Here is a 22,079-nt window from a genome sequence, read left to right on the forward strand (position 1 = left end):
GGCGGGCCTGTACGGTCCGCCGGCGGACACGTCTAGCCGAGCGCCGGTACGGGCCGGCCGACGGGCGCGCTCCGAGCGGGGGCGGAGGCGGACCGGGCGGGCGCGGCGGGCCTGCCGACCGCCGGGCCGGGGCCGTTCAGCCAGCCCCATTGCGACCAGCTGGCGAACCCGGTCTGCCACCGGTGGTAGACACCGGCACTGCTGGTGCCGAACACCTCGATGCGGCCGTCGGCGTTGTTGCTCGCGCCGATCGCAGTGCCTCCGGTGCCGAAGTTCTCCCACGGCGAGAAGGGCGCGTTGGGGGCGGTCTGCCAGGAGTGGCTGGCCGCGTCGGCGTTGATCGCGAACACCTCCACCCGGCCGTCGACCGACCGCGAGGTGGCCAGCTCGGCGTTGGGCAGCCCCCCGGTGCCCGTGCCCGTCCATTCCGACCATGTGGTGGGGCTGGTCTGCCAGCGGTGGAACACCCCGCCGGCGTTGGAGGCGAACACCTCCAGCCTGCCGTCCTGGTTGTGGCTCGCGGTCACGCCGTGCCCGCCCTCGCCGAAGTGCTCCCAGGCGGACCAGTCGCCGTTGACGCCCATCTGGTACAGGTGCCCGAAGGTCGAGTCCGACAGCGCGAACACCTCGAGCCGTCCGTCGGGCGCGTTCTCCATGGCGAGCCGCGCGTTCGCCGGGCCACCACCGGTCCCTGTCCAGCCGGACCAGCCGCCGCTCGGCGCGGTCTGCCAGCGGTGGAACACGCCTTCGGCGTTGGAGGCGAACACCTCGATACGGCCGTCGGCGTTGTTGCCCGCCGCCAGCCGGTACCCGCCGGTGCCGAAGGTCGCCCAGCCGGACCACCCCGCACTGGGCCCGGTCTGCCACATGTGGTCGAGCGTGCTGCCCGACAGCGCGAACAGCTCCAGTCGGCCGTCGGCGTTGGCGGCCACCGCCAGCTGGGCGTCGCCCGGGCCGCCTGCGAACCGCCATGGCGCCCAACCGCCGTTCACCTCGTTCTGCCACGAGTGGTAGACGCCGTCGGCGCCCGCCGCGAAGGCCTCCAGGCGTCCGTCGGCGGACCGGCCCGACACCACCCGCCCGGAGCCGTACGGGTGCCGGGGACCCGTGCTCATCCCGGACCAGAGCGCGTTGGCGATGATCACGGCGTCGCCCGCCTCCAGGCCGTACTTGTACCGCAGGTCCTCGCGCGGCCGCTGCACCTGCCAGCACACGTCCCCGATCGCCACGTCGTTCCACGAGCCGCCGGGGAACATGTCCTCCATCGCGTCGAGGAACGCGTTGGTGGCGTAGACCGGGTCCAGCCGCTGCGCCTTGCTGCCCCACCAGTCCTGCTGCTGGAACAGCCCGATGCTCGTGTAGTCGACGGCCTGGGAGTAGTTGTTGATGTCGGTCTCCACGATGACCGTGGCGATCGCGATGGCCGCGGCCCTCGGGTTGAGCCCCCGGTCCTTGACCGCCTTGGTGACCATCCGCGCACAGGACATCCTGTAGGGCGTCAGTAGGCCCGCCATCCGCGCCCCCAGCTGGGGGTTGAGCTGGCCGGCCATGATGCCGTCGGCGGCCGAAGGGCCGGCCGGGTCGCAGGGCTCGGTCGGTAGGGGCAGGGCGTCCGGTCCCCTGAAGTACCGGGAGACGCCGTAGTGGTCGTCGCGCGGGGCCGGTCCGGGGTCGGGCAGGGCCACGGCGACCGAGGCCGTCAACCCGACGACCAGTGCCCAGACGCCGACCAGCAAGGCCAGTCTGCCGAGCACGCGTGTGAAGCCGGTTCCTCTCATCGTGTGCCTTCCGTCATGCATTCAGGTGGTCGGCGGCCGACAGTAGGAGGCACCGATGAAATGCCGATGGAATCGATTCCCGAGCGCGTTTCATCGGGATGTCATCGGCCGCTGCCAATCTCGTTGCACGCAGGCCGAACACACGGGAGGATCGACATGCGAGCGAAGAGGATCAAGGCCGCGCTGGCCGGAATTCTGCTGACGGCCGGGATTTCGGTGACGCAGGGCGCCACGGCGCAGGCGGCGGCGACGGCTCCGTGCGAGGGCACGTACACGATCGTCGTCGGCGGTACGGGAAGCTCGTGGAACAACGACGGCTTCTCCGGCAACATCCAGCAGCACGTGGGATATCCGACCCAGATTCCCAACGGCGCGAGCGCCCGGGCCGGTGTCAACGAGCTGAACCGGCTGGTACGTAACCAGCGGGCCGCGTGCCCGTGGCAGCACGTGAAGATGGGCGGATACTCGCTGGGCGCTGCGGTCGTCCACATCTGGGTCACCGAGAACTGGCAGACGTTCGGCAATGTCAACGCCATTCTCATCGCCGACCCGAAGCGGCAGGGAAATCCCGGCGCCAACGGCGGATCCGTCCCCTTCGGCGGAATCGTCGGCGCCCCGCTGGCCGGTGCCGACCGGTTCTTCGGTAATGTGCCGGTCAAGACCATCTGCCACTGGGACTACGTGTGCGACGAGTCCGCCGGAATCTGGACCTACCCCGGCAACCACGTGAGGAACTACCCCAACGACTTCAACATGGACTTCCACAACGACGTCGCCAACGAGCAGTGGTACAACGGCGCCTGGTATCCCGCGTCCTGGTGATCACGCGAAAGCGGTGCGACCGGCCGAGGGAGTGAGGCCGAGGCCGATCTCGTCACCGCGCAGGATCATCTCGTGCGTCCGCCGCAGGGTCCGGCCGGGGGAGACGCCCAGTTCGTCGGCGAGGCCGCGGCGGGCCCGGTCGAACACGGTGAGGGCGTCGGCCTGGCGGCCGTCGCGGTACAGCGCCCGCATCAGCAGCGCGGCCACCGGCTCGTCCAGGGGGTGCGCGGCGGACAGGGCGAACAGCTCGGAGATGGCCTCGGCATCCTGGCCGAGCCGCAGCTGGCACTCCACCTTGCGCTGGACGACGGCGATCCTGCGCCGGGTGAGCCGCAGCCGCTCCAGCTCGGCGAGCGGCCCGGGCAGACCGGCCAGCGGTTCCCCGCGGAACAGGTCGAGGGCCTGGGCGCACAGGCGGACCGCCTCGGCCGGTTCACCCGCGCGCTCGGCCGTGCCGATGCCGACGAGGAGCTCCTCCATCCGCGTCACGTCCACGTCGACCGCGCCCGGGACGAGCCGGTATCCGTGCCGGGCGTGCTCGATGACCGAGCCGGGACTGTCACCGATGCGCAGGGTCTTGCGCAGGCGGTAGACGTACACCGGCACCACGTTCGCCACCGGCGGCTCCGTGCCCCAGACGTCGTCGAGCAGTTCCTGCCGGCTCAGGGACCGCCCCGCGCACAGCGCCAGGGTCGCGAGCACCGCCTGCTGGCGCGGATGCCCCAGGTTCAGCGGCCGCCCGTCGTGCCACGCCCGCACCGGTCCGAGCAGGGAGATCCGCACCGCAGGACCGGTCGCCCGGCCGGCCGGCCGGGGCGCCGAGCTCACCGGCTGGGTACGGGTGCCACGGCCGGGGACGACCAGGCCGCAGTCGAAGGCGTGGACGATGGCCGCTGCCCGGTCGCGGAGCCGGAGGGTGACGAGTATCCGCGCGATGAGTTCGGCCACGGCGTCCTCGGGGATCGCGAGGGCGTCGGCTATCTCGTCGTCCCGCAGGCCGCAGCCGACCGCGGAGAGCACTTGACGCTCCCACTGCCCGAGGGCGGTGGCGGCGGGACGGCGGGCGGTGGTGGTAGTCGTCGGCATCGTTGCTCCCCGGGCTCCGGACTGGTCGGGTCTGGTGGGCGCCGTCGACACGGTAGGACGGGGAGCGCCGGGCGGGGCATCCGGAACGATCCGGAGTGACACGCGCGATCTACGGCGTCACTCCATTCCGCCGTCCCGCTCGCCGTCGCCGCTGTCGGGGCCGTAGTCGTCCAGTTCGCCCCGCAGCGAGGACGGGCCGGCCGAGGGGTCCTCCCCGAGAAGGGTGAGGAAGCTGCTGAGGGGGCTCATATGCCTGATGACAATGTGCAGATGACGGTAGACGGCGAGTTGTTGAAGGCGCCGCGAGTATCGCGGGCTCCGCCGCTCGGCGCTGGGCGGCCTGGTCGGCCGGAGTGAGGACTGGGTCAAGAACGTCGAGCGCGGGGAGCGCACCGTCCGGTCGCTCGCGATGATCGTGCAGCTCGCCCGGGTGCTGGGTTGCCAGGACGTCAACGAGTTGCCTCAGGCGGATGTCTCCGTGCCGGTGTACGACGGCGGCAAGGTCACCCATCCTGGCGTGGGCGCGCTGCGTCGGCGATCCACGCGCCGCTGTTCGCCGCGGCCGGCACGCCGGAAGACGTCGGGCATCTGGCCGGGCGGGTCCGGCAGGCGTGGGACGTCTGGCATCGCGCCCGCGACCAGCGCACGGCGGTCGCCTCGGTGCTGCCCCGCCTGATCGAGGCCGGGCACGCCACGGTGCGGGCCACGGAGGGCGCCGAGAAGCGCCGGGCCTCGGTGGTCCTCTCCGAGACCTACGCCCTCGCCCAGCAGTACGTGGCCCCCATCGTCGAGCCCGAGCTGTACTGGGTCATCGTCGACCGCGCCCGGATGGCCGCCGAGCAGGCCGACGACCCGATCGCGCTCGCCTCAGCGGCCTGGATCATCGGCAACGGGCTGCGGGTCAGCGGCTACACCGAGGAGGCGCTGCGGATGGTGGCGGATGCCGCCGACATCCTGCGCCCGCAGCTGGAGGGCGGCAGCGACCGGCTGCGCGGCACGTTCGGCAGCCTGTGCCTGCACACCGCGGTGACGGCCGCCCAGGACGGAGGCGACGGCGACGCATGGCGCTGGCACGGTGAGGCCGACCGCACCGCCACGAAGCTCGGCAGGGCTGGCACCGGTGGCACGGAGCATCGCTCCGGCGCCTACTGCAGCAGCGATGGCCATGCGCCGGGCGAGGCCGGGGGCAATCCCGAGCGCGGCACCCGACGTCGCAAGATAGGCACCGTGGGCCCGGCAGAACACCGGTCCCCACGCCTCATGGCTTGCCCGAGCACTACCCCCACCGCGAGACAGAGCGCTGAGCGCCGCGAGCTCGCCACGCCGACTTCACCAAGGAGGTGACGCCGTGAGGTCAACGGAGAGGTGCCGCCGGTTGCGTGCCGACTCGCCGCCGCTACGGGCGATTCGCCAGAGGCCCATTCCCTGCCGATCAAGATCCGGGCCATACGTGGACCAGCCACCCACGGCATGGCCGAATCCTGGCCGTTTCCGTTGGTCAGAGGGCACGCGAGGCGTGTATCACCAGCACACGAAGAATCTCCTCGCCTCGTACTCGCCCAAGCGGCTCGGCTTCTTCTGAGCGCCCCCGACAGCCGCTGCCTCGGATGTCGCAGAGCTCCGCCGCACCACGGAAGACGACTTCATTGCCTCGTCGCGGAACTGCTCGACCGCCCGAAGCCGGGAGGAGTGGCCTCAGAGGGGTACGGTTGCCGCCGCTCTACCGGTGCTTGCGGGTACCGGAAGGGATCCTCGGTCGCGGGCCTCCACGACGACAGCCACTTGAGTCAGTCGGCAGCCGCAGGGTCAGGCCCACCACCGGTCGCGGCCGACAAGGAGGCGATCAAGTACGTGCCCGTGGAAGTCGCCATCCTGAAGTGCGCCCCCGCGCGTTTGAGAACCGCCCGCCCCACGGGCAGGCGCCTCCCCGGGTTCCGCACCCAGCCGGCCGCCGTCCGGTTCTGACACCAGGCCCGGCGGCGGCCTCCGAAGTCCGGCAGGCCGACCTCTTCGGGGCGGGGGAACGCCGGGAGCGGAGGAACTCGCCCGGCCTGATCTGTCTGTTCAGACGAGGACCGGGGGGACGACAGCAGGTGAGGCGGGGTGCGGGTCGGCGGCGGCGAGCAGTGCAGGGATCGAACCGTCGGATGCCGGGACGGCGTCCACCAGCGAGCCCCCGCTCACGCCGAACGGATCCGCCGAAGCGGTCCGCGGGGAGCCGTCGGAACTCGTCGGTCGGCGAGCAAGCCTCGCCCTACCCGCCCCGCGTGTGCGTAACCAGCCTGCACTGTGGGGCATGTGGGAGAGGGGCGGGCGGTGGAGCGAGAACGGGGAAGTGCGACATGTCGGAGGCGTGGCTGTGCCACGATGGGCAGCATGCCATGGCCGACCGAGGAGCCCCTCGACCCCGCGTCGATGCTGGCCGAGATCAAGGTCGTCCGCCGCGAGGGCGTGACGCGGCTGCGCCACCTCGACGTCCCGCTGCTGCGCCGGGCCGCGGCCTGTGTGGCGGATCCGCCCCCCGCCTCCTGGCCGATGGCCGTGGAGCGGACGCTGCGGACGGCCGTCGAACTACTAGGAGAGGGCGACCTACGACAGGCCGCCGAGTTCTCGCTCGGCCTCGCGCCGGCACTGCGGAGCCGGGCTGCCGCCGACCGCCGCCGGCTCGCGGCCGAAGTCTACGGGGTGAGCACCGAGCGGTTCCGCAAGTTCCAGGAGGGGATGGTCCTGAACCAGGTGGCCGAGCAGGTGTGCTGGGTCGCCGCGAACGGTGCCGCCGCACACCCCCGCACGCTCGCCGAGCGGGCCGCACCGCTGCCCGCCCCGGACCTCCAACACCAACGGGCCGAGCTGCGGGGGGCCGGGCGCCACGCGCGGGTGGTCCTGCACATCCACCCCGTGGAGCTGTTGCGCGGCGTGGACGTGGTGGTGGCGCCGACCAATACCCACCTGAGCCTCCCGGGCCCGTACAAGGCCTCGGTGGGAGCCGCCCTGCGCCGGGCCGCGGCGGTCCGGGACGCCTCGGGGACCGTCGTGGAGGATCCGCTCCAGGAAGGGCTGACCGCCTGGCGCCGGGAGCACCGCCTGGCGCACGGAGCGGTGGCTCCGGGTACCGTCGTCCCGACCCCCTCCGGAGCCCTGGCCGGACAGGGCGTACGCCGTGTCTACCACGCCGCGGTGGCCATTCCGCGCACCGGCTCGAACGACTACGACGTCCTGCCCCGGGACGTCGCGGCCGCCGCCTCCGGGGCGCTGTCCCTGATGGCGCGGGAAGCGCCGCTCTTCGATCCTCCGCTGCGCTCGATCTGCTTCGCCCTGCTGGGCGCCGGGCGCGGGGGGCTGCCCGTCCAGGAGAGCGTGAGCGCCCTGTGGCCGACGCTCGCCGCAGCCGTCGCCGCCGGGCGCGAGGTGCACCTGGTCATGCGGCGTCCGGCCTCCGCCGGAACACTGCTGCGGGTGCTGGACGGTCGCAGGGTGGAGGGGGCCGGCGAGCCGGCCGCGTACCGGTGCGACGAGGTGGTGGAGGGGACATGGTGAGTTCCCCCGACATGCTCGGGGTGTTCGCCGCACGGTGGGACCGACTGGCACCGCGGCTCCCCCGGCCCGTGCGGCACGAACTCACGGCGCTGCTCGGCAGGCTGCGCGCCGAGGAGGACGCCGGGGCAACGGAGCGCGCGGAGATCGTCGCGCACGTCGTACGGGCGGTGCTGGACGCCCTGCCCGAGGACGAGGCGGACCAACTGCGCCGCGACACCGACGCGGCCCGGTATGCCGGAGCGCAGGCCCAGGCCGCGGCCGGATTCGACGCCGCCGACCTGTGCATGCTCGTCATCGACGGCAATCCCATGGTGGGACCCCGGCTCCGACCGGTCCGCGAACGGCTGCTGGACATGCCGGCGCTGTCGGAGACGGAGCTCGTGCGGGCGGGCGGCGATCCGACCCACCGGGACCTGATCGCCCTGTCCGACGCACGGGGCCGGCGCCGCTACCCAGCGTTCCAGTTCGAGTCCGGCGCCGCCCCCTGGGACATCGTCGCCCGGATCAATGCCCTGCTGGGGGCGGCCGAGGACCCGTGGGGCACGGCCGACTGGTGGGCCTCGGAGCACACCTGGTGGGGAGAGCCCCCATCGGCACTGCTCGGAACCGGCCGCGACGTCGCACTGTGGGCGGCCGGCCGCGAGGCGTCCGGCGCGGGCGAGGGGGACTGACGTGCCGAACCAACCGCCGCCCGCGGCCCTGCCCGGCGTTCCGCGACCGGTGGTCCTCCCGGCCGGGACCCCGCTGTACCGGGTGCACTCCTCGCGCCGTCCCGGTACGGCCTTCAACCCCGTACCGGCAGACGAACTCTACGGCGGCGGCCGGTTCGACGGCACCGCCCGCGCCCCCTTCGGGTTCCTCTACGCGGGCTTCGGCGTGGGCGCCGCGGTGAGCGAAGTGCTGCTGCGGTCGGTGCCCTTCCGCCCCGACGGCGGGCTCCGCCTCCTCCCGCGGGCCGCAGTGGCCCGGCGGAGCCTGTCCTTTCTGCAGCTGTCCGAGGACATCGACGTGCTGTCGCTCATGTCGGGCGCCGACCTCGCCGCCGTCGGCCAGGACTCCTGGCTCATTCACGCCGAGCCCCCCGAGTACCCGCAGACCCGCGACTGGGCGCGGTGGATCAGGGAGCACACGGAACCCTGGGCGGCGGGCTTTGTGTGGCCGTCGAAGCGGGAACCGGCCGACCGGGCGACCGTGCTGTTCGAGGACCGCTGCCCAGCGAAGCTGCTGGAGGCGGACACGGCCCCGCGCATCGACTTCGGGACACCGGAGGGTGAGCACTGGCTGAACCAGGTCCTCTCCGGCTACGGAGCCAGGGTCGCTCCCGCCGTGTCCGTGTCGCAGTTGGCATGGTGACCTGCCTGGGCGTCCCCGCACCGACCCGCGTGGGCCTACCTGTTCCGGGTCCACACGCGGGCCTTCCCAGGCGTCCTCACCAACGGGCCGGGCCCGGTACCTCGGTGCGCAGGGCCAACGTGGACGTTCCCCACCGGCCGGTCGCGGAGGACCCGCCCAGGTCACGGTCGGCGGCGGATCCCCCGACGCGCAGGAGCGGTGCGGACGCCCCGCGTGTCGAGCGCCCCGCATTCTCGGTGGACCAGGGCGGGAGCAGGAGGGGTTCGAGGTCGAACTCGTTCTCGGAAACGATGACCTTCAGCCAGTCCTGGACGTACGCGCCGGGCTGCACCAAGCGGTCCTCGGGCAGGTAGAGCAGGACGGGGGCGCCCCTGAGGGCGTACGCCGTGTGGCCGGGCGCCACGAAGTCGCCTTCGTAGAGCCCGTGTGAGATGCCGTGGCTGTCCGTCAGGTCCAGCAGGGTGCACCAGAGCCTGCGGTCCGCAGTGTTGTGGATCGTGATGCGGGCCTGCGGCGGCTGCCCGTCGGGGGTGTACTCGTGCACCAGCTCGCCCGTGGCCGAGAGGCGCTGGGCACCGAGGATCGGCTCCACGCGGACCCGGACGAGCTCGGACAGCGTCGGATCGGGGTTCGCGAGGGCGCGTACCCGGTGCCAGTGCGCCAGGTGCGACAGGGCATTGACGACGCCCGCCACGTCGCCGTCGTCGCGCAGCGGCAGCGACGGCAGGGGGCGGCTGCCGCCGGTGACGCGCGCGACCCCGTCCGTGACGGCGACGGTCAGCGGCGTCCCGTCGCCGCCGGTCGCCAGCAGGGGGTGGTCATCGATCGCGGACCTGAGCGGATCCGTCCACGCACCGCCACCGGTCACCGTGACGGCCGCGGGCCGGAAGGCCATGGCGGACGGTACCGCGGGGGTGAGGCGGGTACGGTCCAGCGCCCCGGCAAGACCGTCCAGCGGTTCCACCCGGGACCGTTCGGGGAACACCTCGCGCACCGCCACGGTCCCGGTTCCGCCCGACGGAGTCCGTACGGTGAACTCGCCCCCCACCGCGTCCAGTCCGTGCACGGAACCGCAGTTGACCGACCAGGACCCGTGCGCGAAGCCGAGCCGAAAACGGGACGCGGGCACCCGCCCGCCGTGCAGGAACCCGAGGTCCCCCCGGCCGTGGAGGGTGGGGTGCTGCCGTCCGGGCCTGCCGTGCATCCGCGCCGTGGCCACGTCGAGGATCTCGCGGCACGATGCGTCGGGGCCCAGGTCGGCGAGGACCTCCAACAGCGCTGCGCTGAACACCCCGTGGCTGCTCCCCGGATCGACGGGTGAGGGCGAGACCTCCGTCGCCGGATGCGGGTCGGCGTCCGGGACACGGGTCTCGTAGGCGAGTTCGTCGAGACGGCTCGCCGCCAGCAGGACGTGCCGGGGTGCGCCGGCGGCCGGTCCCGAGAGCGATCTCCCAGCGCCGCGCCGCGTGAGCCGGTCCCACGACGGCTGCCAGGGCAGGCTGCGGGCCCTACGGTCCTCACGGGTCGCCCCGCCCGAGTAGCAGCAGTCGAGGACGGCCACGACGTGCGCGCCGGTCGCCGCGATCCCGTCCAGCAGCGCGCCCAGTTCGTCGTCGGCCAGGGGCAGGCCACCTTCGTCCAGGCTGTCGTGGCACACCAGCGCCTGCGCCCGGCCGGTGGCCTCGCGCGGATCCTCGGTCGCACGGTCGGAGCCGTGCCCGCTGAACCAGAGCAGGGCCGTGTCCCCGGGGCCGACCGCGCCGAGGTGCGTGGTGATCGCCTCGACGACGGCCGACCGGTGGGCCCCGGCGTCGGTGAGCACGCGGATGTTCACCAGGGGGTCCGCCAGCGAGCGGAGCCATCGCTCGGCGGACGCGACGTCGTTGCGGCAGCCCGTCAAGGGGTGGGTGGGGTAGGCGTCGATGCCCACGAGGAGGCAGTTGACCGTTGGCATGCGGAAAGCCTGGCAGAGGGGGTGGGTCGCCCGTAGGGCGAATCCGGGTTGTCTTCGGGGCGCAGACGGTGAAACAGGCCTCCAAAAGGCTCGGGTTGGGGTTCACTTGAGGTCGGCACCCGCCCGGCGCGCGGGCTCGGGGCCGGGCCGTAACAGCGTTCGGACGGGCACATCACCGTCAACCCGGGCTGCCTGCACACGCCTTCGCGCCCGTCCGTGGCGCACTGAATCCGCATGCTCCGTTCCTTCTCGTACCCGCATCCGCATACGCGCCGCTCGTACGGCCCGTACCACCCGCGCCACCGCCCGGGTGCCTCCGCCTGATCCGTTCCGTAGCACCGCGCCGCCCTCTCGGGGGTCTCCGGCGCAAGGGGGACAGCATGACCGACACCACTCCGAACGCGACGCCGCCGGGCAACCCCGGCGGTCCGTACGGGCACGGTTCCATACCGGGACAGCCGCAGCCCTGGGGCGCCGGGCAACCGCCAGCTCCTGGTTGGGGACAACCGGCCCCGCACCCCGTCCAAGGGTGGGGTTACCCGACCCCTCACCCCGGGCAGGGCTGGGGACACGGGCAGCAGACCCCCGAGGGCTGGGGGGCCGCCGCCCCGCAGGAGACGCCCCAGGGCTTCCGCGAGTGGCGGTCTGTGGGAGAAATCGCGCAGTCCGTACCCGGCTGCCTCAACGCCGCCGTCCTGCTGGTGCCGGGAACGATCCCGCTCCTCATCATGTACTCGCTGGTCCGATCGGCACGCAATCGCGCGCATCGCGTCTTCCGCCTGGAACACGATCCGATCCTCGACCCTCCCCTGTCGCGGATGAAAAAGGTCCGCGCGGTGCTCGCCGTGCTGGCGTCGTCCGTCTTCCTCATCGCCTACGGGGCGCAGAACGACATCGAGAACGCCCTGACGGACGGCGCCGTACGCATGATGGTCGCGCCATGGCTGCTGGTGCTGACCGCCCCACTGCTCGTCTACCTGCTCATGAGATGGGCCTCCGTGAGCGAGCACGCCCGGATGAGGGGCACGCTGCGCGTGCCGCTCATCACCGTGGCCAAGTACGTGGGCGCGCTGTCGTCCGTGCCGTTGCTGCTGCTGGCGACCATCGGGGTACTGGGCTCCCTGGAGGATCACCCGTACATCGCTTTCGCGGTCGCCATCGTGATCGTGGCCCTGCTGGTGTGGGCTGCGGCGTTCACCTTGTTCTCGTCCAGCCTCGTGGTGCGCGCCGGGTTCGGGACCGGCCAGATCCACAAGGCGCTGCCCGGCCTGCTGACCGCCCTCCTCGTGTGGGAGTTCGTGCCCGTCGGCCTCCTGACGTCGGGCCTCCCGCCCGGGCCCGTACCGCTCGCGCTGCTGTTCGTGCTCGGCGGCCCGGTCACGGTCACCGCCGTGACGTGGTGGGAGGTCCACCGGCTGACGACCCGGTTCGGCGTGGTCCTGCGGCCCTGAACGGGGCACCCGACAGCGGCAGCCGCCCACCCGCCGCCGACATCCGCCCGCCATCCGCACCAGGACGAAGCACCCGAGGGAAATCCACGATGACCGGCTCCCGCCACCCCTGCTTCGATCCCGCCCACCCGCTGCCGCCCCCGTGGGAAAGCCAGTGGTTCGACGCCTCCCGCTGGGACCGCGACCTGCTGCTGGGCGAGGCGCAGGAGGCGGCTCCCGGGTCCCCGGAGGCTGCCGGTACCTGGCTGCGGCTCGGCCTGCTCTGTGCCGAGCGGGTGGCGGACGGCGGCGACCCCGAACAGGGCCCGTACGACCGTGCACTGGCTCGGGCCGCACTGGAGCGGGGCCTGGCGGCGGACGGCGGGCCCGTTGAACTGCGCGCCCACGGGTACCTGCACCTGGCCCAGTTGCTCCTCACGGAGGACGACGGGCACCCGACGCCGGCCACGGTGGATCGCGCCGAGACGCTGGTCGCCGCCGTCGTGAACCTCCCACGGGACACCGTCGACGCCGACGCGGCCCGGTGGGCACGCCTGCACCTGCCCGAGATCGCCGCCCTGCGCTGGTCGCTCACCGGCGCGCCGTCCGACCACGCGCGGGCCGTGGCGGGCTACACGGCGCTCCTCGACGGCAAAAGCCCCGAGGCCGGCGAAGGCCACGAACCCGCCCTGGCGCCGGCGGACCGCGCGGCGCTGCAGGAAGCCCTGGCCCGGCTGCTGTCCGAACGGGCGGCGCACATCGGTGACGCGCCCGGCCTCGCCGAGGGGGCCCGCCACTTCGCCGAAGCCCGGGCAGCGAGGGTCCGGGGCGCGCAGGCCGACGCCGACGACGTGTCGCCCATCGGGGACGGCCGGGGTGTCGCCCTCTTCAACCAGGGGGTACTGGCCTCGGACGCCGGGCTGTTCCGGGAGGCGGACGCCGCCTTCACCGCGTCGGGCGAGGAGGCGAGGGCCCGGCAGGCCGCCTCCGCGGCGCAGTCCGCGTCGGAGGGAGAGGCCTTCTGGGCCGACCGCGCGCAGCGGGCCGAGACGCTGGCCGTCTGCGCAGCGGTACAGGCCTGGCAGGTGGACGGAGCCGCCGCCGCACCGGGCGCACTGGTCGACCGTGTCCGCAGCGTCACCGGTTCCGCCGCGCACACCGGCGCGGCCGTCCCGAACGTGCTCGTTGCGCTGGCCTGCTTCCTCGTCGACCTCCCCGCGGCCGACACCGACCCGACGGAGCAGGCACACGCCCTGGAGCTGCTGGAGGAGGCCGCCGCCCGGTGGCTGCCGGAACACGGCCCCCCGCACGTCCCGTTCCTGAAGCTGGCGGCCTACCGCCTGGACCTGTCCAGTGACCGGCCGGCGGAGCTGCTGGCCTCCGCCCGGGCCGCCGCAGCCGTCCTCGACCGGACGGCGGAGCCGAATCCCCTCCTGTCGGCGCTCCTGATACGAGCCGTCGTCCGCGCCCAGTTGCTCGCCGGCGGGGGGAACACCGCCGACCCCGACGCGGCCCGCTACCGCGCCGAGACGGCCGCGGCGGCCGGCGCCGGTACGCCGACGGATGCCGAGCACTGGACCCGAACCGTCGACCAACTCGTCGGGCCCACCGAAGACGTCGAGGAACTGCTGCGGCGCTGGCAGCAGGGGACCGACCGCGACACGGACCACGTCGCCCACGCCATGGTCCTGCTGCGGCACACCCCCCTGCTCGACCCCGACCGGACGCGGCTCACCCCCGACCGTCTCCAGGCCCTGCTGGAGACGGTCGCGCCCGTGGAAGGGGCGCTCGGCCGGAACGCGAGCATGGCCGTCAGCGTGGCGCAGGGCCACTACGGGGCGCTGCGCGCCGGCCCGCTGCTGGGCCGCGCAGTCGAGGCCGCCGGGGTGGCGGCGACCGCGACCGGCGCCCCGGGCGAGCACGGCCCGGCCACCGGGCACCCGGACGTGATGGTCGGCATGGAGTCCGTCCTCAGAATCCTCAACGGCGTGGTGAACGGCGGCCACGACGACGTCACCGCGGGCGTGCGGGCCATGCGGGACCTCATCCGGCGCATGGAGGGGATGACCGAGGCCGAGCGCGCGGGCCTGCCGGACCTCGCCGGCCTCCAGGCCGTCTTCCCCGTCCTCTCAACGCTCCTGGAACCGGGATCCGCCGGCCCACGGGACCGGGCCCTCGCCGCCCTGAGCCCCGAGGTCCTCGGCATGGACCCCGGCCATCCGGCGTGGGAGGCCCTGCGGACCGAGCTGGCCCGGACCGCCACCCCACCGGGGAGCGGCGACATCGCCGCGCTCGACCTCGTCCGTTCCACGGCGGGCATGCCGTCGACACAACGCGCCGGGATGCTGGCCGCGATCGGCACTGCGCGCGCGGCGCGCGCCTACGGCAGCAGGGACCGCTCCGCCCTGCGGGACGCCGCCGCCGTGCTGAGGGCGGCCCGGGACGCAGCCGTACGCGGTGACGACGTGTGGCTCGGGTCCGGCATGCTCATCGGCCTCCTGGGCTGCGGTGAAGCGGTCCTGGGCCGCCCCTGGTCGCGGCGCCGGCGGCTCGACGAAGCCATCGAGGTCCTGGACCAGACGTACCGGGAGACCGGGGGCCCCGAGCATCCCTTCCGGGCCCACAGCGGATTCCTGTTCGCCAAGTCCCTGCGCCTGCGGGACGACGGGGCCGCGGGCGACCGGCAGAGGTCCCGGCGCATCGCCGCGGACGCGCTGCGGGCCACCGCGTACGGCGTGCTCCTCCAGGCCGGTACGGCCGACGCCGCGACGGCCGCCGCCGGGGCGAGCGCCACCGCGCTGAGCGTGGCCCACTGGTGCCTGGCGGACGGTGAACCGGCCGAGGCCGCCTGGACGCTCGACGCCTGCCGCGGCCTCGTCCTGCACGCGGCGACGACGGCCCGGACCGTCGAACGACGCCTGAGCGACGCCGGGCACGGCGCGCTGGCGGACCGATGGGCAAGGGTGCTCGCTTCCGGTGCCGCTCCGGCGAGCGCCCTGCGCCGCGAGGTCCTGGATGTGCTGCTGGCCTTGGACGGCGATGCTGCCGCCCGCCTGCTCTCCCCACCGGGCGTACCGCGGATCGCCGCCGCTTTGCGGACGCTCGGGCGCGACGCCCTGGTCTACCTGCTCCCCGCCGGCCCGCCAGGCTCTGTCGGTGAGGGCGCCGGCGCCGCGCTCGTGGTGGCGGCCGACGGACGGACCGGCGTCGTACCACTGCCGCTGCTGCGTGAGGACGCCGAGCCGATACGCCAGTACCTCGTCCGGCCGGAGGGCGGGCCGGTCCGGCAGGCCCGGATGACGGCCACCCCGCCGGAACGGGACGGACCGCGGAGGGACGCCGGTGTCGCCCCGGCCGACGGGTTCGATCCGGCCGCCGTGTTCGATCCGGTCGCCGCATTCGACGCCCTCACCACCGTCACCACCACGGAGCGGGGCGGCCGGCCCGCGCGGCGGGACATGGGCAGCGGGCCCGGCACCCATGTCCCGCCCCGTGCAAGGTCGCTGTCCCAGCGGCTCGACCGGCTGTGCGCCTGGGCCTGGCAGGCGGTGGCGGAACCCTTGGCGTGCGGATTGGATCGGGACGTACCGGTCGCACCGGCCGGCCGGGCGCCCCGGCTGGTCCTCGTCCCCATGGGAGAGCTGTCGGCCGTGCCCTGGCACGCCGCCTGGAGCACCCGGTCCGGCGGAGGGCGCCGGTACGCGCTGGACACGGCGGAGTTCACCTACACCGCCTCCGCCCGACTGCTGTGCGAGGTGGCCGAGCGCCCGGCACGGCCCCGCACCGACGCGGCCCTCATCGTCGGCGATCCGACCGGAGACCTGCCCTTCGCCGGTCGGGAGGCGGCGGCCGTGCGCGAGGCCTACTACCCGCAGGCCGTCTACCTCGGGCGCGCCGGGGCCGGCGGCCTCACCACACCCGGCGGGACGGGCCGTCCGCAGGAGGTGCTCGCGTGGCTGCGGTCCGGCGCCGGCCGGGGCGGCACGCTCCACCTGGCCTGCCACGCCACGGTGGTGGAGAACGTGCGGCACAGCGCGGCACTGCTGCTGCACGGAGGAAACCTGGCGGCGGAGGAGCTGACGGAGACCATCGACGGCGACGCGGACGGCGGGCACCCGGACCTGGTGGTGCTGGCGGCCTGCCGCAGCCACGTCTCCGGGCGCGGGACCAACGAGGCCTACACCCTCGCCACGGCCTTCCTCACGGCCGGGGCGCGGTCGGTGGTCGGCTCGCTGTGGCCGGTGCCCGACGAGGCCACGTCGCTGCTGATGTTCATGACCCACCACTACCTGCGGGCCGAGGGCCGTGGGCCGGCCGAGGCCCTGCGGCTGGCGCAGCGGTGGATGGCGGACCCGGGCCGGTCGCTGCCGCCACACGCTCCCGACGGGCTGGCGCGCCTGCTGCCGCGCATCGTGCCCGACGACCTGAGCGCCTGGGCGGGCTTCATCGCCACGGGGCGCTGACCGAACGCACGGGGCGGGACGCGGAGCCGGGACCGCCCCACAGGAACACGACGAGAGGCCACCGATGGACATCAGACTCGCCAAGGGCGCCAACGCCCCGCTGCCGGCACCCTCGTGCCGGGTGCAGCTCGTGTCGCCCGGCGCGGAGATCGATGTGTGCGCCGTGCTGCTCGGAGCCGACGGCAGGGTCCGCGGGGATCACGATCTGGTCTTCTTCAACCATCCGGTGGAGAGCGGGGTGGAGCTGACGGACGCGACGATCACGGTGAACCTGGCCGCGGTCCCCGCGTCGGTCGAGTGCGTCGCGATCGTCGCCGCGCTCGACACCGGCGCGAGCGGCCCCGTCTCCTTCGACGCCGGAAGCACCCCGCGGGCCGCGGTCGAGTGCGGTGGGACGCGGATCGTCTTCGAACCGCCGCCGCTGGTGGGCGGGGAGACGGCGGCCCTGGTGGTCGAGCTGTATCGGCGGGCGGGTGCGTGGAAGGTGCGGGCCGTGGGACAGGGCTGGGCCACCGGCCTCGCCGGACTCGCGACGGACTTCGGCGTGGTCGTGGACGACCCCGGCCCGACCCCGACCGTCACGCCCACCCCCGTCCAGGCCCCCGTTCAGGGACCCGTCCAGGTCCCCGTCCCGGCCCGGCCGTCGGCACCGCCGGCCCCCGCCGCGCGGCGCATTGTCCTCACCAAGTCCGGTACGGACGTGCTCTCGCTGCGCAAGGACGACCCCCGGGTCGTCGTGACCGCGACGCTCGAATGGGACGGCGGGAGCACGCGGCGACGCCAGGCCGGCGCGGACCTCGACCTGTACGCGCTGTCCGTCCCGAGGCACCTGGTGACCGTACGGGGGCAGCGGCCGAAGGCCACCGATCTGACCATCTACTACCGGCGCCTCGGCTCGCTCACCGGCCCGCCCTTCATCGCCCTGGACGGCGACGCCCGGGAGCCCGGACGCGAGACCGTCTCGATCGCCCGCCCCGACCTCCAGGGCTACGTCCTGCTGTGCGCCTACAGCGCGGTCGAGAACGGTGTCGGATCGTTCCGGTCCTACGGAGCACGGGTGGTCGTCACCGACAACTGCGGCTCCACCGTGACCGTGCCCCTGTTCAGCACCCGGGCCCAGGCCTACTGGGTGGCCATCGCCATGGTCGACTTCACGGCCGAGGAGGGCGTCCGGATCGGACACGTGGAGCAGTACAGCGGACGCAACGTCGAGGCGCGCCCGACGCTGTACTCCAACGGCAAGTTCCGCATGGGCACCGGTCCCGTCGAGTTCAAGACCGTCCCGGCCGGCGGCTGACCACGGCCGCGGCCGGCTCGATACGGCACTGGTTCGCGGTGCCGGACCGGGGACGGTGACGCGTGCGGGTCCGTTTCGCAATCGGTGGCGGCGGAAGAGGGGGAAGCTCGCGCGGCCGTCGTGGCGGGCCGGGCGCCGGGACGGGAGCGCGATCCGGTCGTGATACCCGTGGCCGCTCCCCGTCAGTGGCACCGCGCGGGCGGGCTTGGGGAGCGGGAGCCTTCACAGCGGATCCAGAGCTGCCACACACACCACTCCCATCCCGGGTTCGTAACTTCGCCCCATGGCACGCCACAGGCACCGCTCCCCGTCCCGGATACCCCGCTACCTCGCGATCGGCACGCTGGCCGCGCTCTCCGGCGCGATCGGTGTCGCCCAGACGGGGCCGTGGCCCCGGACGGGCGCGAACCCGGTTCGGACCGCCGCCTCGGTGACCGCGCTGCCGAGTCCGCAGACGACGGCTCCCTCACGGGAGGACATCGACACCGAGATCGCGGATGGGCTGGCGACCGAGGTCGAGGCGGCGGTACGGGAAGCCACGGCGGGGACCGAGGGGAACGCGGCGGTGGCCGTGCTCGACGTGACCACCGGGGTCAGTGTGTCGGTCGGCAGCGTCGATGCCGAGGAGCACACGTTCGACACCGCCAGCATCGTCAAGGTCGACATCCTCGCCGCGCTGCTGCTCCGGGCCGGTGACGCCGGGCGGTCCCTGACCGCTCAGGAGCGCCAGTGGGCGACGGTCATGATCGAGAACAGCGACAATGCCGCGGCGAACGCCCTGTGGGACGCCATCGGTGGTGCGCAGGGGCTCGCGGAGGCCAACACCCGGCTGGGTCTCGTCGAGACGGTTCCTGGCGAGGGCGCGTACTGGGGCCTCACCCGGACCACTCCGGACGACCAACTACGTCTACTCCAGGCGGTGTTTGGTCATGACTCGGTCCTGTCCGCGGAGGCCCGGAACTACCTCGGAGGCCTCATGGGCTCCGTCGCGGCCGATCAGGCCTGGGGCGTGTCGGCGGCCGCCGACGCCCCCGGAGCAGCGCAGCTCAAGAACGGCTGGCTCGCGCGCAGCGGGACGGGACTCTGGGTGACCAACAGCATCGGACGGGTGGAGACGGCCGGGCACACGCTGCTGCTGGCCGTGTTGTGCGACGGGCAGCGGTCACAGGAGACCGGCATGGCCCTGGTCGAGGACCTCGCCGTGGCGGCGAGCGGCCCGCTCACCGACGAGTGACCGGAAGCGACCGCAGCACCGGCGTTCCGGCTGGCGTGCGAAGGGCTGCCGTCGCCCACCGGCAGGTTGGCCGGTACGCACCCCTTCGGCCGCGCGTTCCGCCGGACTTGCGGCGGGGCGCCGCATGCAGGGCGGGACGTACGTGCGCGGCCCGTCTTGGGCGGTCGGCCTCGGCCTCCGCGGTGGCGGGCGGGCCGGTCGGCTCGACGGGGCCGTCACGCGCCGGGTTCGGCGAACCGCCGGACGAAGGCGAGTGCGGTGTCGGCGACCTGGCGCCAGCCGTGGTCGATGGTGAGGGAGTGCCCGCGGCCGTTGATCTCGGTGATCTCGGTGATCTCGGTGACGGCGTGCTCGTCGTGGGCCTGCTTCTTGTACGAGGCGTTGGCGATGGCCCAGGGGACGGTGTGGTCTCTCTCGCCGGAGATGATCAGAAGGGGGCCGCTGTCGGCGGCCGTGGTGTCCACGGCCGCTTCGGTCCACGGGTTGAGGTTGGCCGCGGCGGCCTGGAAGAGGGGTTCGCCGGGGGCGGGGACGGCGAAGCTGTCGTACAGCTCGCGGGCCTCCTCCTCGCAGGGCGAACACGGCGTTGAGCACGCCCAGCGCGAGTGGCGCCGCCACCGCTGCCGGCCCCCGCAGCACGGCGGCGGGTCACTCGCACAGCATCCGGCCGGCCGACCGAGGTGACCGCGGTCTCGGTGGCGCCCCGGTCCGGCGCGTGCTCCGCTCGCGTGCGTGCGGTCCCTCGGGCTCTTGCACGCCTCGGGCACCGGGTTCGCCAGGGTGGCTTCCTCTCGTCGTCGATGCATCCATCCTCGGCGCCCGGGCCGGCCCGACCGACGACGAGATCTGCACAGCTCGTTGAGCCCAGCGTTAACGGTCTGTGCTCGTTCGTCCGGCCGGCCGGGACGCGGAGGAGGTCCCCCGGCCCGCCCGGCATCGGCCGGGGCCGCCCCGCGAGCGGCAGAACCCGCACGGTGACGTGGTGCGGCCGCCCTTCGTTGAACCTCGCGTGATCACGCCAACCACCGAGCAGATCGGCCTGTCCGTTCCCGTACCCGCTCTTCGGTCAGCAGCTCCCCCGCCGCATCCGGATCCCCGTGACGACGGGAGCCGTCGCGCTCCCGTGCGCGGCGCCCGCCGCCGTGCCACGGGGCCGCGGACGCCGTGGAAGCGAAGAACGAGGAAGGAACGACCTGTGCGCAAGCTCGTCGACGAGGAGGTCCCGATGGACATCGTGCCGACCGAGGGTCCCCCGCACCGGATCCCGGTGCGCATGAAGTACGACACCTGCGACCCCCTCGCGGTGCGCCTCGACATCCCGTTGCCCGACGGCTCCACGAACAGCTGGCGCTTCGCCCGAGCGCTCCTCCTGGACGGCCTCGGACACCCCTGCGGAGAAGGCGACGTGACGGTCTCTCCGATGGAACAACCCTACGGCGAGCGGGTGTTGATCCGCCTTCGAGCCAACCGGCAGGAAGCGCTGCTCGCCGTCGTCGACCGTCCGCTCAAGGCCTTCCTCGACCGCACCCACACCCTCGTGCCGTTCGGTCGGGAGCAGCACCACCCCTGCTACTGGTGGCATCTGGATACGGAGCTGGACAGCATCTCCCGCTTCTCCCGGTGACCGTTGAGCGTGCTCGACTGACCGTGCTCGACCATGCGGCCGGCAGGCCCTCCTGCCCGTACGCACACTCCGGAGCCGCTTCGCCGGCCTGACACTCCTCGGCCCGGCCCGACCATCCGGAGCCCCCACCGCCGACCCCACGCCGTCACTCCCCCAGACCCCGGGACTGACCGCGTTCCGGCGGATCCGTCTGAGGGCGCGCCGTCCGAGCCGTCCCGGCAGAGCCCTGCACTGAGCCTCGGCCAACGTGAAGTCGCAGTTGAAAAGGCTGGTGTGAGCGGATCTCGGGCTGCCACCGTTGGTCCTGGGTTCACGTCTGGTGCGCAGATCGTCTGACGGTGCGGTCGGCTTGCCGGTTTCTGCGCCTTGCGTGCGAACGGCCTTCTACGATCCTGTGCACGCTGGATGCCGAATTGCGGAGATGCATCACCGCGCGGCGCACGGGACTGAACGAGATCGAGGAACAGCGCACCAAGCAGCTAGCGGAAGTTCGGGCCTGGCGGGACGAGCTCGCCGTGGCCGGAAGTGGGCTACTCGTACCGGCTGAAGAACAAGCGCACGGGGGTCGCTACCTGGCCAGCGCCGACTTCAGCGCGAGCAGCTACGCCACGATCTACCCGTCGGTCGCGAGTGGCCAGGGGCGACTGGCCCAGACCTGGAAGGTGCTGAGCCTGGACAACGGCGAATACGTCGTCGAGCAGAAGGTCGGCGGAACGATCCTGACTGCGGACAACTACTCCAGCGGCACGGTACGGGGCAACCTCGACAGCCCGCAGTACGGGACCACCAACGTCAACATCCGCAACAGCCAGATCTGGATCCTACGGCCGGAGGGCACTGGCTACACCCTCCGCAACGAGGACGACGGCCTGTTCGGCCCCACCGGCCTGGGAGCCGGCCCGGTACCCGCCCCGTCCGCGTACACCCGGCCCAACCCCCACACGACGCCCGAGGTCCTGATCGGCACCACAATCCTGCCCTGCCCACTGGTCACCGACCCCGCTCTGGGGCAGGCTCGCAAGGCCCAGGAGAGCCCGTACTACCTCCTCAAGCGGTACGGCTTCTACAAGGTCGTCTCCTCCTACGACCACAGCGGGCAGATCCCGAAGACGGAGTCCCAGGGCACCACAGTGGGCATGTCCGCCACCAACGCCCGCGAGGTGGAATCCACCACCGGCATCTCGGTCACCGCCGAGACCACGAACTCCAGCAGCACCACGGTCACGGTGGAGCGCTCCTACCCCGCCAACAGTGAGAGGCTGGCCCCGAGCATCTGGTTCCGCTCAGACCGCTGCGTCCTGGAACGCACCGACGGCAGCAAGGTCATGGAGTGGCAGACCAGCACCGACCAGGACACCGTTGACAGCGTTTACCCTCCCGCCACTGGCTGACAGCCGGATCGGCGGTCCGGGCCATCGACTCTCGGCGGTTCGGGCTGCGCCGTCCGGAGGACGGCGCCGCCCGCAGAAGTCGCCGGTACCCTCACCACACCGACCCGCGA

The 22,079-nt window shown here is 73.3% G+C and carries 17 protein-coding genes; 12 read left to right on the forward strand and 5 right to left on the reverse strand.

What is annotated here, in order from left to right:
* Nucleotides 1-32 precede the first annotated feature (32 nt).
* Entirely contained in the window at nt 33-1,778 is a 1,746-nt protein-coding gene (locus ACFW2G_RS27620) for a peptidase M23 (RefSeq protein ID WP_384584170.1), read from the reverse strand.
* Between the two features lie 156 nt (nt 1,779-1,934).
* Here ACFW2G_RS27620 and ACFW2G_RS27625 point away from each other — a divergent pair, with 156 nt between their 5' ends.
* The gene (locus ACFW2G_RS27625) at nt 1,935-2,600 is read left to right on the forward strand and encodes a cutinase family protein (protein ID WP_384584173.1); all 666 of its coding nucleotides are present in this window, start codon (nt 1,935-1,937) and stop codon (nt 2,598-2,600) included.
* On the opposite strand, the gene ACFW2G_RS27630 is transcribed toward ACFW2G_RS27625, so the two are convergent.
* Nucleotides 2,601-3,686, reverse strand: coding sequence for a BTAD domain-containing putative transcriptional regulator (locus ACFW2G_RS27630; RefSeq protein WP_384584176.1), 1,086 nt, complete (start codon nt 3,684-3,686; stop codon nt 2,601-2,603). It abuts the gene before it with no gap.
* 117 nt (nt 3,687-3,803) lie between these two features.
* Nucleotides 3,804-3,935 carry a hypothetical protein gene (locus tag ACFW2G_RS27635; RefSeq protein WP_384455343.1) on the reverse strand — a complete coding sequence of 44 codons (132 nt, stop codon included), beginning with the start codon at nt 3,933-3,935 and terminating at the stop codon, nt 3,804-3,806.
* Between the two features lie 91 nt (nt 3,936-4,026).
* On the opposite strand from ACFW2G_RS27635, the gene ACFW2G_RS27640 reads away from it, so the two are divergent.
* The 5 genes from ACFW2G_RS27640 to ACFW2G_RS27660 all read left to right on the forward strand — a co-directional run bounded on the left by ACFW2G_RS27640 (nt 4,027) and on the right by ACFW2G_RS27660 (nt 8,576).
* On the forward strand, nt 4,027-4,362 hold the full coding sequence (locus tag ACFW2G_RS27640; protein ID WP_384455382.1) for a hypothetical protein: 336 nt from the start codon (nt 4,027-4,029) through the stop codon (nt 4,360-4,362).
* Nucleotides 4,347-5,030, forward strand: coding sequence for a hypothetical protein (locus ACFW2G_RS27645; protein WP_384455346.1), 684 nt, complete (start codon nt 4,347-4,349; stop codon nt 5,028-5,030). The genes ACFW2G_RS27640 and ACFW2G_RS27645 overlap by 16 nt, the downstream gene beginning before the upstream one ends.
* 1,032 nt (nt 5,031-6,062) lie before the next feature.
* Nucleotides 6,063-7,223, forward strand: a complete 1,161-nt coding sequence (locus ACFW2G_RS27650; RefSeq protein ID WP_384455349.1) for a hypothetical protein — start codon at nt 6,063-6,065, stop codon at nt 7,221-7,223.
* Nucleotides 7,217-7,894, forward strand: a complete 678-nt coding sequence (locus ACFW2G_RS27655) for a hypothetical protein (protein WP_384455352.1) — start codon at nt 7,217-7,219, stop codon at nt 7,892-7,894. Before ACFW2G_RS27650 ends, ACFW2G_RS27655 begins: the two co-directional genes overlap by 7 nt.
* 1 nt (nt 7,895) lies before the next feature.
* Nucleotides 7,896-8,576 (forward strand): RES family NAD+ phosphorylase, encoded by a 681-nt coding sequence (locus ACFW2G_RS27660; protein WP_384584179.1) that lies wholly within the window; start codon nt 7,896-7,898, stop codon nt 8,574-8,576.
* A 76-nt stretch (nt 8,577-8,652) separates the two neighbouring features.
* Here the strand turns inward: ACFW2G_RS27660 and ACFW2G_RS27665 are convergent, their stop codons facing one another.
* Nucleotides 8,653-10,530, reverse strand: coding sequence for a caspase domain-containing protein (locus ACFW2G_RS27665; RefSeq protein ID WP_384455358.1), 1,878 nt, complete (start codon nt 10,528-10,530; stop codon nt 8,653-8,655).
* Between the two features lie 380 nt (nt 10,531-10,910).
* Between ACFW2G_RS27665 and ACFW2G_RS27670 the strand changes: the two genes are divergently transcribed.
* From ACFW2G_RS27670 to ACFW2G_RS27685, 4 genes are all read left to right on the forward strand, one after another.
* Nucleotides 10,911-11,981, forward strand: coding sequence for a hypothetical protein (locus ACFW2G_RS27670; protein ID WP_384584182.1), 1,071 nt, complete (start codon nt 10,911-10,913; stop codon nt 11,979-11,981).
* Nucleotides 11,982-12,070: 89 nt separating this feature from the next.
* On the forward strand, nt 12,071-16,423 hold the full coding sequence (locus ACFW2G_RS27675; RefSeq protein WP_384584185.1) for a CHAT domain-containing protein: 4,353 nt from the start codon (nt 12,071-12,073) through the stop codon (nt 16,421-16,423).
* Nucleotides 16,424-16,487: 64 nt separating this feature from the next.
* Nucleotides 16,488-17,720: a TerD family protein gene (locus tag ACFW2G_RS27680; RefSeq protein WP_384584188.1), complete on the forward strand. Its 1,233-nt coding sequence runs from the start codon at nt 16,488-16,490 to the stop codon at nt 17,718-17,720.
* Between the two features lie 283 nt (nt 17,721-18,003).
* Complete coding sequence (locus tag ACFW2G_RS27685) at nt 18,004-18,954, forward strand: serine hydrolase (protein ID WP_384584191.1); 951 nt, start codon at nt 18,004-18,006, stop codon at nt 18,952-18,954.
* A 215-nt stretch (nt 18,955-19,169) separates the two neighbouring features.
* Here the strand turns inward: ACFW2G_RS27685 and ACFW2G_RS27690 are convergent, their stop codons facing one another.
* A complete protein-coding gene (locus ACFW2G_RS27690; protein WP_384584194.1) occupies nt 19,170-19,760 on the reverse strand; it encodes a hypothetical protein in 591 nt (196 codons plus the stop codon).
* A gap of 389 nt (nt 19,761-20,149) precedes the next feature.
* Here ACFW2G_RS27690 and ACFW2G_RS27695 point away from each other — a divergent pair, with 389 nt between their 5' ends.
* Both ACFW2G_RS27695 and ACFW2G_RS27700 read left to right on the forward strand, forming a co-directional pair.
* The gene (locus ACFW2G_RS27695) at nt 20,150-20,578 is read left to right on the forward strand and encodes an SsgA family sporulation/cell division regulator (protein WP_384455376.1); all 429 of its coding nucleotides are present in this window, start codon (nt 20,150-20,152) and stop codon (nt 20,576-20,578) included.
* Nucleotides 20,579-20,991: 413 nt separating this feature from the next.
* The gene (locus ACFW2G_RS27700; RefSeq protein ID WP_384455379.1) at nt 20,992-21,969 is read left to right on the forward strand and encodes a hypothetical protein; all 978 of its coding nucleotides are present in this window, start codon (nt 20,992-20,994) and stop codon (nt 21,967-21,969) included.
* The last annotated feature ends 110 nt before the right edge of the window (nt 21,970-22,079 follow it).

The organism is Streptomyces sp. NPDC058880, from assembly GCF_042742535.1.
GTDB lineage: Bacteria > Actinomycetota > Actinomycetes > Streptomycetales > Streptomycetaceae > Streptomyces.

Bases quoted from the DNA above. Each gene is read 5' to 3' on its own strand.
- ACFW2G_RS27680 (WP_384584188.1), top strand. From the start codon at position 16,488: ATGGACATCAGACTCGCCAAGGGCGCCAACGCCCCGCTGCCGGCACCC.
- ACFW2G_RS27625 (WP_384584173.1), top strand. From the start codon at position 1,935: ATGCGAGCGAAGAGGATCAAGGCCGCGCTGGCCGGAATTCTGCTGACG.
- ACFW2G_RS27635 (WP_384455343.1), bottom strand. From the start codon at position 3,935: ATGAGCCCCCTCAGCAGCTTCCTCACCCTTCTCGGGGAGGACCCCTCG.
- ACFW2G_RS27655 (WP_384455352.1), top strand. From the start codon at position 7,217: ATGGTGAGTTCCCCCGACATGCTCGGGGTGTTCGCCGCACGGTGGGAC.
- ACFW2G_RS27690 (WP_384584194.1), bottom strand. From the start codon at position 19,760: ATGCATCGACGACGAGAGGAAGCCACCCTGGCGAACCCGGTGCCCGAG.
- ACFW2G_RS27685 (WP_384584191.1), top strand. From the start codon at position 18,004: ATGGCACGCCACAGGCACCGCTCCCCGTCCCGGATACCCCGCTACCTC.
- ACFW2G_RS27670 (WP_384584182.1), top strand. From the start codon at position 10,911: ATGACCGACACCACTCCGAACGCGACGCCGCCGGGCAACCCCGGCGGT.
- ACFW2G_RS27630 (WP_384584176.1), bottom strand. From the start codon at position 3,686: ATGCCGACGACTACCACCACCGCCCGCCGTCCCGCCGCCACCGCCCTC.
- ACFW2G_RS27620 (WP_384584170.1), bottom strand. From the start codon at position 1,778: ATGAGAGGAACCGGCTTCACACGCGTGCTCGGCAGACTGGCCTTGCTG.
- ACFW2G_RS27665 (WP_384455358.1), bottom strand. From the start codon at position 10,530: ATGCCAACGGTCAACTGCCTCCTCGTGGGCATCGACGCCTACCCCACC.
- ACFW2G_RS27675 (WP_384584185.1), top strand. From the start codon at position 12,071: ATGACCGGCTCCCGCCACCCCTGCTTCGATCCCGCCCACCCGCTGCCG.
- ACFW2G_RS27650 (WP_384455349.1), top strand. From the start codon at position 6,063: ATGCCATGGCCGACCGAGGAGCCCCTCGACCCCGCGTCGATGCTGGCC.